Origin of the sequence: Paenibacillus sp. EKM301P, assembly GCF_011800295.1 — a bacterium.
Classification (GTDB): Bacteria; Bacillota; Bacilli; order Paenibacillales; family Paenibacillaceae; genus Paenibacillus; species Paenibacillus polymyxa.
Genome location: NZ_JAALFM010000017.1, coordinates 24,213 through 39,854, shown reverse-complemented (window position 1 = coordinate 39,854; position 15,642 = coordinate 24,213). Strand labels below are relative to the sequence as shown.

General features: G+C 45.9%; 12 protein-coding genes. All 12 read right to left on the bottom strand.

The genetic code is table 11. From position 1 onward, the window contains the following. Positions 1-66 precede the first annotated feature (66 nt). The 12 genes from rplB to rpoB all read right to left on the bottom strand — a co-directional run bounded on the left by rplB (position 67) and on the right by rpoB (position 15,442). Complete coding sequence (gene rplB / locus HFD99_RS23060; protein WP_016818651.1) at positions 67-897, bottom strand: 50S ribosomal protein L2; 831 nt, start codon at positions 895-897, stop codon at positions 67-69. A gap of 30 nt (positions 898-927) precedes the next feature. Then, positions 928-1,218 (bottom strand): 50S ribosomal protein L23, encoded by a 291-nt coding sequence (gene rplW / locus HFD99_RS23055; protein ID WP_013373266.1) that lies wholly within the window; start codon positions 1,216-1,218, stop codon positions 928-930. Beyond that, a complete protein-coding gene (gene rplD, locus HFD99_RS23050) occupies positions 1,218-1,841 on the bottom strand; it encodes a 50S ribosomal protein L4 (RefSeq protein ID WP_013312160.1) in 624 nt (207 codons plus the stop codon). The genes rplW and rplD overlap by 1 nt, the downstream gene beginning before the upstream one ends. A gap of 26 nt (positions 1,842-1,867) precedes the next feature. After that, positions 1,868-2,491, bottom strand: a complete 624-nt coding sequence (rplC, locus tag HFD99_RS23045; protein ID WP_013312161.1) for a 50S ribosomal protein L3 — start codon at positions 2,489-2,491, stop codon at positions 1,868-1,870. A gap of 32 nt (positions 2,492-2,523) precedes the next feature. Next, positions 2,524-2,832 (bottom strand): 30S ribosomal protein S10, encoded by a 309-nt coding sequence (gene rpsJ, locus HFD99_RS23040; protein WP_005544556.1) that lies wholly within the window; start codon positions 2,830-2,832, stop codon positions 2,524-2,526. 340 nt (positions 2,833-3,172) lie between these two features. Continuing rightward, positions 3,173-4,363 (bottom strand): elongation factor Tu, encoded by a 1,191-nt coding sequence (tuf, locus tag HFD99_RS23035; RefSeq protein WP_013373267.1) that lies wholly within the window; start codon positions 4,361-4,363, stop codon positions 3,173-3,175. 92 nt (positions 4,364-4,455) lie between these two features. Next, positions 4,456-6,534: an elongation factor G gene (gene fusA / locus HFD99_RS23030; RefSeq protein WP_016818650.1), complete on the bottom strand. Its 2,079-nt coding sequence runs from the start codon at positions 6,532-6,534 to the stop codon at positions 4,456-4,458. A 47-nt stretch (positions 6,535-6,581) separates the two neighbouring features. Continuing rightward, the gene (gene rpsG / locus HFD99_RS23025; protein ID WP_007432586.1) at positions 6,582-7,052 is read right to left on the bottom strand and encodes a 30S ribosomal protein S7; all 471 of its coding nucleotides are present in this window, start codon (positions 7,050-7,052) and stop codon (positions 6,582-6,584) included. Between the two features lie 50 nt (positions 7,053-7,102). Next, a complete protein-coding gene (gene rpsL, locus HFD99_RS23020) occupies positions 7,103-7,525 on the bottom strand; it encodes a 30S ribosomal protein S12 (protein WP_007432587.1) in 423 nt (140 codons plus the stop codon). Positions 7,526-7,669: 144 nt separating this feature from the next. Beyond that, positions 7,670-7,921, bottom strand: coding sequence for a ribosomal L7Ae/L30e/S12e/Gadd45 family protein (locus HFD99_RS23015; protein ID WP_016818649.1), 252 nt, complete (start codon positions 7,919-7,921; stop codon positions 7,670-7,672). A gap of 220 nt (positions 7,922-8,141) precedes the next feature. After that, positions 8,142-11,756, bottom strand: coding sequence for a DNA-directed RNA polymerase subunit beta' (rpoC, locus tag HFD99_RS23010; protein WP_016818648.1), 3,615 nt, complete (start codon positions 11,754-11,756; stop codon positions 8,142-8,144). Positions 11,757-11,896: 140 nt separating this feature from the next. Then, on the bottom strand, positions 11,897-15,442 hold the full coding sequence (gene rpoB / locus HFD99_RS23005; RefSeq protein ID WP_016818647.1) for a DNA-directed RNA polymerase subunit beta: 3,546 nt from the start codon (positions 15,440-15,442) through the stop codon (positions 11,897-11,899). Between the last annotated feature and the right edge of the window lie 200 nt (positions 15,443-15,642).

The window sequence follows — 15,642 nt, the reverse complement described above, 5'->3', positions numbered from 1 at the left end:
ATCCTCCCTTCGTTAAAACGTAGTCGTTCTTTAATATGTTAACGTGCGACTTAAGCGCACGTTTTATTACTTAGTACGACGACGAACGATGTACTTATCAGATGCTTTGCCTTTTTTACGTGTCTTGTAACCAAGGGTTGGTTTACCCCATGGAGACATTGGAGATTTACGTCCGATTGGAGCGCGACCTTCACCACCACCGTGTGGGTGATCGTTAGGGTTCATAACAACACCGCGAACTTCAGGACGTTGTCCCAACCAACGACTACGACCAGCTTTACCGATCTTAACAAGCTCGTGGTCTTCGTTACCTACAGATCCGATTGTAGCACGGCAAACTTTCAGAATGCGACGCACTTCACCAGAAGTCAAACGAATTGTAACATACTTCTCTTCTTTACCAAGAAGTTGGGCTTCCGTACCAGCAGCACGAACAAGTTGGCCACCTTTACCCGGTTTCAATTCGATATTGTGGATAACCGTACCTACTGGAATGTTTTCCAATGGCAAGGAGTTACCGATTTTAATATCGGAGTCCGGACCGGATACCACTACATCTCCTACTTTCAGACCTTTAGGAGCGATGATGTAACGTTTTTCACCATCCACATAGTGGATAAGTGCGATGTTGGACGTACGGTTTGGATCATATTCGATCGTAGCAACGCGGCCCGGTATTCCATCTTTGTTACGTTTGAAGTCAATAATACGGTATTTACGTTTATGTCCGCCGCCATGATGACGAACTGTAATTTTACCTTGGTTATTACGTCCAGCTTGCTTGCTCAGAGGTGCCAGCAACGATTTCTCGGGCTGATTTGTTGTGATCTCTTCGAAAGTAGATACAGACATTGCACGTCTGGCCGGGGACGTCGGTTTATACTTTTTAATTGGCACTGAGTTTCCCTCCTTACTTTACAGATTCAATTATACTGTTTCAAAAAACTCAAGCGGCTTACTGTCTTTGCTCAGCGTTACGAACGCTTTTTTCCACTCGCTCGTATAGCCGGAATGACGTCCGTAGCGTTTTGGTTTTGCAGGAACACGAAGTGTGTTAACGTTACTTACTTTCACGTTAAAAATCGCTTCGATTGCTTTCTTAACTTCGACTTTGTTGGAACGAATGTCAACTTCGAAAACATATTTCAAGTCATTCATCATACCAGCCGTACGTTCGGTGATAATCGGACGCTTGATAATATCACGAGGATCCTTCATTACGCGAGCACCTCCTCTACCTTCTGAACTGCTTCCTTCGTAATGATCAGTTTGTCGTGTCCGAGCACATCAAGAACATTAATGCCGTCTGCGGCTACAAACTTCACACCAGGAATATTACGAGCGGACAGCGCTACATTATCATCATAGCTAGGAGCTACAATCAATGCTTTACGATCTGCTTTAAGGTTATTCAAAATGGCTGCGAATTCTTTCGTTTTAGGTCCGTTCAGTGTAAGAGCGTCCAATACGATGATTTCATTCTCAATCACTTTGGATGACAGTGCCGATTTGATCGCCAGACGACGAACTTTTTTAGGCAATTTGTAAGCATAGCTGCGTGGAGTCGGACCGAATACAGTACCGCCGCCAACCCATTGTGGTGCACGAATCGAACCTTGACGAGCGCGACCAGTACCTTTTTGTTTCCAAGGTTTACGTCCGCCGCCACGTACTTCAGAACGTCCTTTTACTTTGTGAGTACCTTGACGCAGGGAAGCCAATTGCATAACAACAGCGTCATGAAGAACGTGTTTATTCGGCTCGATACCGAACACTGCATCGTTCAATTCAATTTCGCCAACTTGGCTGCCGCTAATATTAAATAGTGCTACTTTTGGCATTTCGTGTTCCTCCTTTCTTCAGTTAATTATTTTTTCACCGTTTCTAATACTTTAACGAAGCTGTTTTTAGGTCCTGGAATGGAACCTTTCACGAGCAATACATTGCGTTCTGTATCGATCTTAACAACTTCAAGGCGTTGGATTGTTACCGTTTCATGTCCCATGTGTCCTGGCAGGTGTTTACCTTTAGGAACGCGGTTAGCTTGAATGGAACCCATAGAACCTGGACCTCTGTGGTAGCGCGAGCCGTGTGCCATTGGTCCGCGGCTTTGTCCCCAACGTTTGATAACGCCGGCAAAACCTTTACCTTTAGAAATACCTGTTACGTCAACGAATTCGCCTTCTGTGAAGACATCAGCCTTCAGTTCTTGGCCAACCTCGTACGCAGCAAGGTCGATGCCACGAAGTTCACGAACGTAGCGCTTAGGTGCAGTATTTGCTTTTTTAGCATGCCCTGCTTCAGGTTTATTGGATCTTTTTTCTTTTTTATCAGAGAATCCAAGTTGGATAGCTTCGTATCCATCGTTTTCCAGATCTTTCTTTTGCAGAACAACACAAGGACCAGCTTCGATAACCGTAACAGCAAGTACGTTACCTTCAGGGGTAAACACTTGAGTCATTCCGAGTTTTTTTCCTAAGATACCTTTCATGTTGACACCTCTTTTCTTTTCCTGATTACATATTACAATTTAATTTCGATATCTACACCGGACGGCAGGTCCAAGCGCATCAAGGCATCCACAGTTTGTGGAGTCGGATTAACAATGTCGATCAAACGCTTGTGTGTGCGCATTTCGAATTGTTCCCGAGAATCCTTGTACTTGTGTACCGCACGGAGAATAGTAATAATTTGTTTTTCAGTTGGCAGCGGAATTGGTCCGGAAACACCTGCACCCGAACGTTTAGCTGTTTCAACAATTTTCTCAGCGGATTGATCAAGAATTCTGTGATCGTAAGCTTTCAAACGAATACGAATTTTTTGCTTTGCCATTTTAGTCCCTCCTTCTATCGCCCAATTTGGTATCGGACATACTCCGTGAAAATTTTCCGACAGCCCTCCCATGGCAAAGGGGCCGGGTGTGTCAGTAACCTCTCACATCATCGCACAGTCACAAACAACATTAGTTATTATATCGAATACTTCTGCCTATTGCAAGCAAAAACGAAAAAAACAATGTATCTTATTTTCAAAGATAACAATTGTGCTCGCAGCTCGCGATTTTCCTCAAGAGAAAAGCCCCCGCACCATGGCAGGGGCTCGTTTTGCTTCGTTCCAATACAATGTTACTCGTTCCAGTACAATGTTGCTATATTCAAGGCTCGAAGCCTTATTATTTAGAGATTGTTGCTACAGCGCCTGCACCAACTGTACGTCCGCCTTCACGAATGGAGAACTTAGTTCCTTCTTCAATCGCGATTGGGCTGATCAGTTGAACAGTAACCGTAATGTTATCACCAGGCATTACCATTTCGGAACCTTCTGGCAAAGTAATGATACCAGTTACGTCAGTTGTACGGAAGTAGAACTGTGGACGGTAACCAGTGAAGAAAGGTTTGTGACGTCCGCCTTCTTCTTTAGTCAAAACGTAGATTTGAGCAGAGAATTCTGTATGTGGGTTAACAGAACCTGGCTTAGCCAATACTTGGCCACGCTCGATTTGTGCACGATCTACACCGCGAAGCAGTGCGCCGATGTTGTCACCAGCTTGAGCGGAGTCAAGCAATTTACGGAACATTTCTACGCCTGTTACTACGGATTTACGGGATTCTTCTTGAATACCGATGATTTCGATTTCGTCGCCCACTTTAACTGTACCACGCTCTACACGGCCTGTAGCAACTGTACCACGACCAGTGATGGAGAATACGTCCTCGACAGGCATAAGGAAAGGCTTGTCAGTGTCGCGTTCTGGAGTTGGGATGTAAGTGTCGATTGTTTCGAACATTTCAACGATTTTCTTAGCCCAGTCGCCATCTGGGTTTTGCAGTGCTTCACGAGCGGAACCACGAGTGATTGGAGTGTCGTCGCCTGGGAAGTCATACTCGCTCAGCAAGTCGCGAACTTCCATTTCAACCAATTCCAGCAACTCTTCGTCTTCAACCATGTCGCATTTGTTCAGGAATACAACGATGTATGGAACACCTACTTGACGGGACAAGAGGATGTGTTCGCGAGTTTGTGGCATAGGACCGTCAGCTGCGGATACAACCAGAATAGCTCCGTCCATTTGTGCAGCGCCAGTGATCATGTTTTTAACATAGTCGGCGTGACCTGGGCAGTCAACGTGTGCATAGTGACGGTTAGGTGTTTCATATTCCACGTGTGCAGTGGAGATTGTGATACCGCGTTCGCGCTCTTCTGGAGCTTTATCGATTTGATCGAATGCTACAGCAGCACCACCGTAAGTTTTGGAAAGTACAGTTGTGATTGCAGCAGTCAAAGTTGTTTTACCATGATCGACGTGACCAATTGTACCGATATTAACGTGCGGTTTGTTACGTTCAAACTTAGCCTTTGCCATTTGAACAATTCCTCCTCAATAACATGTTTTATTTTTAGGCTGTCGGAAACCTCTTGGAAAACCTAGAGTATCCGATCAGCTAATACACTGTATTACTCGCCGCCTTTGGTTTTGGCAACGATCTCTTCAGCAATGCTCTTCGGAACTTCTTCATAGTGATGAAGCTCCATGGAGAACACACCGCGTCCTTGTGTACCGGAACGAAGTGTAGTGGAATATCCAAACATTTCGGACAATGGAACCATTGCACGAATAATTTGGGCACCGCCACGGGAATCCATACCTTCAATCCGACCACGACGGGAGTTCAGCATACCCATTACGTCTCCCATGTATTCCTCTGGAACCGTTACTTCAACTTTCATAATCGGCTCAAGCAATACAGGTTTACATTTGTCTTTCGCAGCTTTCAGCGCCATTGAACCGGCAATTTTAAATGCCATTTCATTGGAATCGACATCATGGTATGATCCATCCACGATTGTAGCTTTAACGTCCACAAGCGGGAAGCCTGCAAGGACACCGTTCTTCATTTGCTCTTCAATACCAGCAAGTGCAGGTCCGATGTATTCTCTTGGAACAGAGCCACCGACAACCTTGCTTTCAAACTGGCTACCAGTACCTGCTTCAAGTGGTTCGAACTCAACCCATACGTGACCATATTGACCACGACCACCGGATTGACGAACAAACTTACCTTCAACACGTGCTGGAGCACGGAATGTTTCACGGTATGCTACCTGTGGTTTACCAACATTGGTTTCCACTTTGAACTCACGACGCATACGGTCAATGATAATGTCCAAGTGAAGCTCACCCATACCTGCCAAGATAGTTTGGCCAGTTTCTTCGTTAGTCGAAGCGCGAAGAGTTGGATCCTCTTCGGTCAACTTGCCGAGTGCAACTGCCATTTTGTCTTGGTCAGCTTTGGTTTTAGGCTCAACCGCGATTTCGATAACCGGATCAGGGAAGTTCATGGATTCGAGAATAACAGGATTCTTCTCATCACACAGTGTATCACCTGTACCTGTATCTTTCAAACCTACGGCTGCCGCAATGTCACCGGAGTATACTTCAGTGATTTCTTGACGGCTGTTCGCGTGCATTTGAAGGATACGTCCGATACGTTCGCGTTTGCCTTTTGTAGCATTCAATACGTAAGAACCGGATTGAAGAACACCGGAATATACGCGGAAGAATGTCAGTTTACCAACGTAAGGGTCCGTCATGATTTTGAAGGCCAATGCGGAGAAAGGCTCTTCATCAGAAGAATGACGTTCAACTTCCGTTCCATCTTCCAGATGACCTTGAATACTTGGTACATCAATAGGAGCTGGCAGGTAATCAACAACTGCATCCAGCATCAGCTGAACACCTTTGTTACGGTAAGAAGATCCACAGATAACTGGGAAGATCTTAACTTCTACAACACCTTTACGGAGAGCGGCTTTAATTTCTTCAACCGTGATCTCTTCGCCTTCAAGGTATTTCATAGTCAAATCTTCATCCAGTTCAGCAACCTTCTCGATCAATTCGTTGCGGAGTTCCTCAACTTTGTCTTTGTAGTCCGCAGGAATTTCGGCTTCTTCGATATTTTGACCAAGGTCATCTTTGTACATATGAGCCTTTTGTTCAACAATATCGATGATACCTAAAAAGTCATTTTCTGCACCGATTGGAAGTTGAATAGCAACTGCGTTCGCTTGAAGGCGATCACGCATATCAGCTACAACGTTCAAGAAGTCGGCACCGATAATATCCATTTTGTTTACATATGCGATCCGTGGAACGCCATAGCGATCAGCCTGTCTCCATACGGTTTCAGACTGAGGCTCAACGCCTTCTTTCGCACTGAAAACACCAACTGCTCCGTCCAATACACGAAGGGAACGTTCAACTTCAACAGTGAAGTCAACGTGCCCCGGGGTGTCGATGATATTGACGCGGTGACCTTTCCAGGCAGCGGTCGTCGCAGCGGAAGTAATCGTGATTCCGCGCTCTTGTTCTTGTTCCATCCAGTCCATTGTCGCAGCACCTTCGTGAACTTCACCGATTTTGTGCGTACGGCCTGTGTAGAACAAGATCCGCTCTGTTGTTGTGGTTTTACCCGCGTCAATATGAGCCATGATCCCGATATTACGTGTATTTTTCAAGGAGAACTCTCTTGCCATGAAATGGGTCTCCCTTCAAAATTGAAGTTATTTTTTTAAGCTGAATCCTACCAACGATAGTGAGCAAACGCTTTGTTCGCTTCAGCCATTTTATGCGTGTCTTCACGTTTCTTCACGGAAGCGCCTGTGTTGTTGGAAGCATCGATAATCTCAGCCGCCAAACGCTCTTCCATAGTTTTCTCGCCGCGGTTGCGGGAGTAGTTTACGAGCCAACGTAATCCCAGGGACGTACGTCTTTCTGGTTTTACCTCGATTGGTACTTGGTAGTTGGCACCGCCGACACGGCGTGCTTTAACTTCCAGGACTGGCATGATATTCTTGATAGCTGCTTCAAATACTTCCATCGGGTCATTACCCGTACGTTCTTGGATAAGCTTGAACGCATTATACAGAATGCTTTGAGCAACGCCTCGTTTTCCGTCGAGCATGATGCGGTTGATCAAGCGAGTAACCAACTTGCTGTTGTATACCGGATCTGGCAACACGTCTCTTTTGGTAACTGGACCTTTGCGTGGCATGGATATCCCCCTTTCTTACATGTTAAACCTGCATACGCGGTTTATATTCATTAGGATTTTTTAGCTTTAGGGCGTTTTGCGCCGTATTTGGAACGAGCTTGCATGCGGTTGTTTACGCCTGCAGTATCCAAAGCACCGCGAACGATGTGGTAACGCACACCCGGAAGGTCTTTTACACGACCGCCACGAATCAGCACTACGCTGTGTTCTTGAAGGTTATGTCCAATACCTGGAATGTAAGCAGTCACCTCTACACGGTTCGTCAAGCGAACACGAGCATATTTACGAAGTGCGGAGTTTGGTTTTTTCGGAGTCATAGTACCTACACGAGTGCAAACTCCGCGTTTTTGCGGGGCACTGATGTCGGTAGCTTCACGTTTCAAGGCATTAAAACCTTTTTGCAAAGCCGGTGATTTCGATTTCTCGATTTTGGCTTGACGTCCTTTACGAACCAGTTGGTTAATAGTTGGCATGTTGGTTGCCACCCCCTTCCTCAATTTTTGCTGTTACTTTACAAACCTTATCTAAGCCCACAGACCCAGGCGGTTCATAAAAGAACAAATGAAAAGTCTTTGCCGCCAAGAATAACGATTCCCTAGACAAAAACGTTCCTTACCCTATTGTTTTACGATAGCAGCCATCGCGGCTCCCACTTCAATCCCGCATGCAGCTCCGAGATTTTTCATTGTATCTACGAGAGTCACTTTGACCCCGTGCTTGTTGCACAAATCAATGATGTTGGAAGTGAAACGCTGATCTGCATCTTCTGCCACATATACTTCCGAGGCGAAGCCCATTTCTACCATACGAATGGTTTGTTTGGTACCGATTTTGACATGAGCATCTTGCAGTCCTTGTTCTTTAGACATATCTCATTCCTCCGAAAAGACCCAATAGCATATAGGCTGCTCACGCACCTTTGCTATATTAGCATTGACTATGAACAATGTCAAGACAATTATCAACTATAATCTATTTAAACAAAGTAATACGTTACATTTTTATAAGAAGTACCGGAGCACCGTTGCTACAGCCTTTACCAAAGCTTATATCTACGGTGTTCCGGGCTTATCATATTATTTTATATTACTACTCAGCTGAAATGGGTTCGAGTTCCTCAGATGAGGATTGCCCCTCTTCAGGCTGGGCAAATTTCACGCTACGGTAACGATTCATACCTGTTCCCGCAGGGATCAATTTACCGATAATTACATTCTCTTTCAATCCAAGCAACTGATCGACTTTTCCTTTGATAGCTGCATCTGTCAGGACACGAGTAGTTTCCTGGAAGGAAGCTGCTGACAAGAAGGAGTCCGTTTCCAGAGATGCCTTGGTAATACCAAGGAGAACCGGTTTGGCTACCGCTGGTTCTTGGCCGCTGAGAATCGCTATCTTGTTTGCATTTTCATACTCATGCACATCCACAAATGAACCTGGAAGTAGTGTTGTGTCACCCGCATCAATGATACGAATTTTACGCAACATTTGACGAATCATAACTTCTACGTGCTTGTCGTTGATTTCAACACCTTGGTTCCGGTAAACACGTTGAACTTCCTGAAGGATATAGTTCTGCACCCCGCGAATACCTTTAATACGCAGCATTTCTTTAGGGTCAATCGAACCATCGGTCAGTTCGTCCCCAGCTTCAACAGTCATTCCTTCGCTTACGCGCAAACGTGAACCATAAGTGACCGAATAGGTTTTTGTTTCAGCTTCACCCTGAATGTCGATTTCGCGACGGTCTTTCCCTTCACGAACTTCTTTAACTACACCGTCAATTTCACTGATGGTTGCCTGACCTTTAGGATTACGTGCTTCAAAAAGCTCCTGGATACGAGGCAAACCTTGTGTGATATCGTCGCCCGCTACACCACCTGTGTGGAACGTACGCATGGTGAGCTGTGTCCCTGGTTCACCGATGGATTGAGCCGCGATAATACCAACCGCTTCACCAATCTCAACGTGTTTGCCAGTAGCCAGATTACGGCCGTAACATTTTTTGCAGACGCCATGTTTGGCACGGCAGCTTAGCACGGAACGAATTTGAACTTTATCCACACCAGCTTTGACGATCGCCTCAGCTTTGTTGGAGTCAATCAATTCGTTGCGTCTAGCCAAGATCTCACCCGTCTCAGGATGACGTACGGTTTCGAAACAATAACGACCTTCCAGACGATCGTACAGGTCCTCAATGACTTCTTTACCGTCCTGGATGCGGCTTACTGTAAAGCCTTTATCCGTTCCGCAGTCATCTTCGCGCACGATAACATCTTGTGCCACATCAACGAGACGACGAGTCAGGTAACCGGAGTCAGCCGTACGTAACGCTGTATCCGCCAAACCTTTACGCGCTCCGTGAGTGGAGATGAAGTACTCGAGTACTGTCAGACCTTCACGGAAATTCGATTTAATTGGGAGCTCGATAATACGACCCGATGGATTTGCCATCAGTCCACGCATACCGCCAAGCTGGGTAATCTGCGATTTGTTACCACGCGCTTTGGAGTCAACCATCATCATGATAGAGTTGTAGCGATCCATGGATTTCATCAAAATGTCTGTAATATCGTCTTTGGCCTTGGACCAAATATCAATAATCCGATCATAGCGTTCTTCGTTCGTAATCAGACCACGACGGTACTGATTGGTCACGACTTGTGCTTTATCATCAGACGCTTTAAGAATATCCTGTTTCTCTTGAGGTACAACTACGTCTGCCACAGCAACCGTCACACCTGCACGAGTAGAATACGTAAAGCCAAGCTGTTTGATTTTATCCAAAATCACAGCAGTTTCTGTCGTATGGTAAATCTCAAAGCAACGGGCGATGATATTACCAAGGTAATCCTTGCCCACTCCACTAGCTTGCGGAGCGTTCTGGATGGCTTCAGTGAGGTTTACACCCTTATCGTAAACAAAGAACTCTTCAGCAGTACCATAGAGCAGGTTGGCACGAGTAGCGTCATTGATGTACGGGAAGCTTGCCGGGAAAATCTCATTAAAGATAATTTTACCCACGGTTGTAATCAACATTGCATCCTGTTGCTTCTCTGTAAAGCTAGTTTTATTCAAAGCCTTAACCGGAATAGCTACACGAGCATGAAGACCCGCTGTTCCACGTTGATAAGCCGAGATAGCCTCATTCGGGTTGCGAAGGATCATGTTGCTTCCCTCTTCTTCCTTGTTGTCCATAGTCAAATAGAATGAACCAAGGACCATATCCTGGGAAGGGGTAACAACAGGCTTGCCGTCTTTTGGATTCAAAATGTTGCCGGATGCCAGCATGAGCAAACGAGCTTCCGCTTGAGCTTCTGCAGACAACGGAACGTGAACCGCCATTTGGTCACCGTCAAAGTCGGCATTATACGCCGTACATACGAGTGGATGCAAACGAATCGCACGACCTTCAACCAAGATCGGTTCAAACGCTTGAATACCCAATCTATGCAGCGTAGGGGCACGGTTTAGAAGAACCGGATGTTCTTTGATTACTTCTTCGAGCACATCCCATACTTCAGCACTCACACGCTCTACTTTACGCTTCGCACTCTTAATGTTGTGTGCCAAACCTTTGTTAACAAGTTCTTTCATAACAAAAGGCTTGAACAGCTCCAGCGCCATCTCTTTTGGCAGACCGCATTGGTACATCTTCAAGTACGGACCTACTACGATAACGGAACGACCGGAGTAGTCAACACGTTTACCGAGCAAGTTTTGACGGAAACGTCCTTGTTTACCTTTCAGCATGTGGCTGAGGGATTTCAAAGGACGATTACCCGGACCTGTAACAGGACGACCACGACGACCATTATCAATCAGAGCGTCAACAGCTTCCTGCAGCATCCGTTTTTCATTTTGCACGATAATATCTGGCGCACCCAGATCTAACAAGCGTTTCAGACGGTTATTACGGTTAATAACACGACGATACAGATCATTAAGGTCAGAAGTAGCAAAACGTCCACCATCCAACTGTACCATTGGACGAAGCTCAGGAGGAATAACAGGCAGTACGTCCATGATCATCCAATCCGGTTGGTTGCCAGAGTTACGGAATGCCTCAATAACTTCAAGGCGCTTGATCGCACGGTTTCGACGTTGCCCTTGAGCTGTACGCAGCTCTTCTTTCAAAAATTCCAATTCTTTGTCTATATCTAAATCTTGAAGAAGCTTTTTAACCGCTTCAGCACCCATTCCTGCCTGGAATCCGTAGCCATATTTCTCACGATAGCTGCGGTATTCTTTCTCGGACAGGAGTTGCTTTTTCTCCAAAGGCGTATCTCCTGGATCGGTTACAACATAAGATGCGAAGTAAATGATCTCTTCCAAAGATCTTGGAGACATATCAAGAGCAAGACCCATACGACTCGGAATGCCTTTGAAGTACCAAATGTGCGATACAGGAGCTGCCAACTCAATGTGGCCCATACGCTCACGGCGAACCTTAGCGCGAGTAACTTCTACTCCACAACGGTCACAGACAACACCTTTATAGCGTACACGTTTGTACTTACCACAGTGACATTCCCAATCTTTCGTAGGTCCGAAAATTTTCTCGCAAAATAGTCCTTCTTTTTCCGGTTTAAGCGTACGATAGTTAATCGTCTCCGGTTTTTTGACTTCTCCGCGGGACCAAGAACGAATCTTTTCGGGGGAAGCAAGCCCGATTTTCATATATTCGAAATTGTTAACGTCCAACAAGGAGCAACCCTCCTTAACCAAATCCTGAGTTTTTAGGTTTGATACCGCCCGGCAGCACCGGGCGGTATCAAGAAGCCTGATCCATCCAAAAATGGATCGAGGCATATAACAAAGCTGATATGAGTCAGTCAGCAGTCAAATTACTCTACGCCAACCTCAGAGCCTTCCAGATTCAAACTCAGCTTATCGCCAGTTGTGTCATCTTCATCATCAAGCTCTCTCATTTCGATCTCTTGTTCGTCTTCAGACAGAATCTTCACGTCCATACCCAAGCTTTGCAGCTCTTTGATCAAGACCTTGAATGATTCAGGAACACCCGGTTCAGGGACATTTTCACCTTTGACGATGGATTCGTAAGTTTTAACACGTCCAACCACATCATCGGATTTCACAGTCAAAATTTCCTGAAGCGTGTACGCTGCACCGTAGGCCTCCAGTGCCCATACTTCCATCTCCCCGAAGCGCTGACCACCGAATTGGGCTTTACCACCCAACGGCTGTTGCGTAACGAGAGAGTAAGGACCTGTAGAACGGGCATGGATCTTATCGTCGACCATGTGCGCCAGTTTGATCATGTGCATGACACCGACAGTAACTTCACGTTCAAAACGATCACCTGTACGTCCATCATACAACACCGTTTTACCATTGCGTTGCATACCCGCTTCTTCCATCGTATCAAATACGTCATACTCCTTGGCACCATCGAATACTGGAGTTGCCACATGAATACCAAGACGCATTGCAGCCATACCCAGATGCACTTCAAGCACCTGTCCGATGTTCATCCGTGAAGGTACGCCCAGCGGGTTCAGTACGACTTGCACTGGGGTGCCATCCGGCAAGAATGGCATATCTTCTTCAGGCAGAATACGGGCAACGACACCCTTGTTACCGTGACGTCCAGCCATTTTATCGCCTTCAGAAATTTTACGTTTTTGAGCAATGTATACGCGTACCAACTGGTTTACACCCGGTGGCAGCTCATCGCCATTTTCACGTGTAAATACTTTAACATCTACAACGATCCCGTCGGTTCCGTGAGGAACTCTCAAGGAAGTATCACGAACCTCGCGCGCCTTCTCACCAAAGATTGCATGCAAGAGACGTTCTTCAGCTGTCAGCTCAGTCACACCCTTAGGTGTTACTTTACCAACAAGAATGTCACCTGCGGCAATTTCCGCACCGATGCGAATGATGCCGCGCTCATCTAGATTACGAAGCGCTTCTTCACCAACATTCGGGATATCACGAGTGATTTCTTCTGGTCCAAGCTTCGTATCACGAGCCTCGGATTCGTATTCCTCGATATGGATCGAGGTGTATACATCCTCTTTAACCAGCTTCTCGCTCAGCAAGATCGCATCCTCGTAGTTGTAACCTTCCCAAGTCATGAACGCTACGACAACGTTACGTCCCAATGCCAACTCGCCCATTTCTGTGGATGGGCCATCCGCTAGAATATCGCCAACCTTGACAATATCGCCTCTGTTTACGATTGGACGCTGGTTGATGCATGTTCCTTGGTTAGAACGCATAAATTTGTGTAATTTATACTTAACAATATCGCCTTTCACTTCAGTACCATCTACATTTTCAATACGACGCAACCAAATTTCGTTAGCCGAAGAACGTTCAATTACCCCGTTGTACTTGGACACAACGCAAACACCAGAATCTTTTGCAGACTTATGTTCCATCCCTGTTCCTACCAAAGGCGCTTTCGGAATCAGTAGTGGAACAGCCTGCCGCTGCATGTTGGAACCCATCAATGCGCGGTTCGAGTCATCATTCTCCAGGAACGGAATCAGTGCAGTAGCGACTGATACGACCTGTTTAGGCGATACGTCCATGTAATCAACACGGCTACTTGCCATCGGAATAATGTTATCAGACTGCTTGTTATAGCGGACAATAACGATTTCATCCTTAAAGGTGTTTTCTTCCGTCAATTCCGCATTTGCCTGAGCAACGATGTAGTTATCTTCTTCATCAGCAGTCAGGTAATCAATCTGATCTGTAACTTTTCCGGTTTTCGGATCTACCCAGCGATAAGGAGCTTCGATAAATCCGTACTCGTTGATACGTGCGAAAGTGGACAAAGAGTTGATCAAACCAATGTTTGGTCCCTCTGGTGTCTCGATAGGACACATACGGCCGTAGTGACTCGGATGGACGTCACGTACTTCCATGCCCGCGCGTTCGCGCGTCAAACCGCCGGGTCCGAGTGCAGACAGACGACGTTTGTGCGTTAATTCAGCAAGCGGGTTTGTCTGATCCATGAACTGAGACAGCTGGGAGCTACCAAAGAACTCTTTAATCGACGCAATGACCGGACGTATGTTAATCAGCGCCTGTGGCGTAATTACATTAGCATCCTGAATTGACATTCTTTCGCGTACCACGCGTTCCATACGGGACAGACCAATACGGAACTGATTTTGCAGCAACTCACCTACAGAACGCAAACGACGGTTACCCAAATGGTCAATGTCGTCTGTACTTCCGATTCCGTGAAGCAAGTTAATAAAATAACTGATGGAGGAAATAATATCGGCAGGCGTAATGTTCTTAACCGATTTATCGATATTTCCATTGGCAATCAGTTTTACTACTTTACCGTCTTCAATTGGCGAGAATACATCGATCGTTTGAAGCGGAATATCGTTGCTTTCCAATACGCCACTAGCAACATGATACGTACGATGTCCAACCGACTCTTCTAGTTGTGCCAAAATCTCGTCCAACAGGCGACGGTCTACCATTTGTCCTGCTTCAGCGATGATTTCACCAGTTGTCGTATCAATCAGTGTCTCAGCAAGACGTTGATTGAACAGACGGTTTTTGATGTGAAGCTTTTTATTGATTTTGTAACGGCCTACGTTGGCCAGATCATACCGTTTTGGATCAAAGAAGCGTGCAACAAGCAAGCTCTTTGCGTTATCCAATGTTGGTGGCTCACCCGGACGAAGACGCTCATAAATTTCAATCAGCGCTTTCTCCGTGGAATCCGTGTTGTCTTTATCAAGTGTGTTGCGGATATATTCGTCATTGCCGAGCAAATCCAGAATCTCAGCATCAGTGCCAAAGCCAAGCGCACGCAGCAACACCGTAACCGGAATTTTACGGGTACGGTCAATCCGGACATAGATAATATCCTTCGCATCCATCTCCAGTTCGAGCCAAGCCCCCCGGTTAGGAATTACCGTTGCGGTGTATGTTGTTTTCGCATTCTTGTCGACTTTTGTGCTGAAATAGACGCTGGGAGAGCGAACCAACTGGCTGACAATAACCCGTTCCGCACCGTTAATAATAAACGTACCCGTTTCAGTCATCAGCGGGAAGTCTCCCATGAATACTTCCTGCTCTTTCACTTCCCCGGTTTCTTTATTAATAAGCCGGACTTTTACCCGAAGCGGTGCTGCATACGTAACGTCGCGTTCCTTTGCGTCGTCAACGGTATATTTGGGTTCTCCGAGAGAGTAATCGATAAACTCCAGAATCAGATTTCCTGTGAAATCTTGAATTGGAGAAATATCCCGAAACATTTCCCGTAATCCTTCCTCCAAAAACCAATCATAGGATTTTTGTTGGATCTCAATCAGGTTGGGAACCTCGAGTACCTCATTAATACGTGCATAACTGCGCCGAGTGCGTCGACCATATTGAACAAGATGTCCTGCCAACTTAAACTCACCCCTCATGTCTACTCACTTTAAAAATACATTGCGAACCTCTGTTTGTGACCTTATAATAAGACACATACAGATGATTCGATCTTACAAATACAGAAAAGCCCTTACTCGAATGCATTCGAAAAAAGAGCGACGTATCTGCAGAATCCTCATACCGGAAGATCTTCATCACTTGTAGATTTGCCCAAAAT

Coding starts and splice junctions, on each gene's coding strand:
- fusA (WP_016818650.1), bottom strand. CDS start 6,534: ATGGCAAGAGAGTTCTCCTTGAAAAATACACGTAATATCGGGATCATG.
- rplD (WP_013312160.1), bottom strand. CDS start 1,841: ATGCCAAAAGTAGCACTATTTAATATTAGCGGCAGCCAAGTTGGCGAA.
- rpsJ (WP_005544556.1), bottom strand. CDS start 2,832: ATGGCAAAGCAAAAAATTCGTATTCGTTTGAAAGCTTACGATCACAGA.
- HFD99_RS23015 (WP_016818649.1), bottom strand. CDS start 7,921: ATGTCTAAAGAACAAGGACTGCAAGATGCTCATGTCAAAATCGGTACC.
- rpsG (WP_007432586.1), bottom strand. CDS start 7,052: ATGCCACGCAAAGGTCCAGTTACCAAAAGAGACGTGTTGCCAGATCCG.
- tuf (WP_013373267.1), bottom strand. CDS start 4,363: ATGGCAAAGGCTAAGTTTGAACGTAACAAACCGCACGTTAATATCGGT.
- rplW (WP_013373266.1), bottom strand. CDS start 1,218: ATGAAGGATCCTCGTGATATTATCAAGCGTCCGATTATCACCGAACGT.
- rpsL (WP_007432587.1), bottom strand. CDS start 7,525: ATGCCAACTATTAACCAACTGGTTCGTAAAGGACGTCAAGCCAAAATC.
- rplC (WP_013312161.1), bottom strand. CDS start 2,491: ATGAAAGGTATCTTAGGAAAAAAACTCGGAATGACTCAAGTGTTTACC.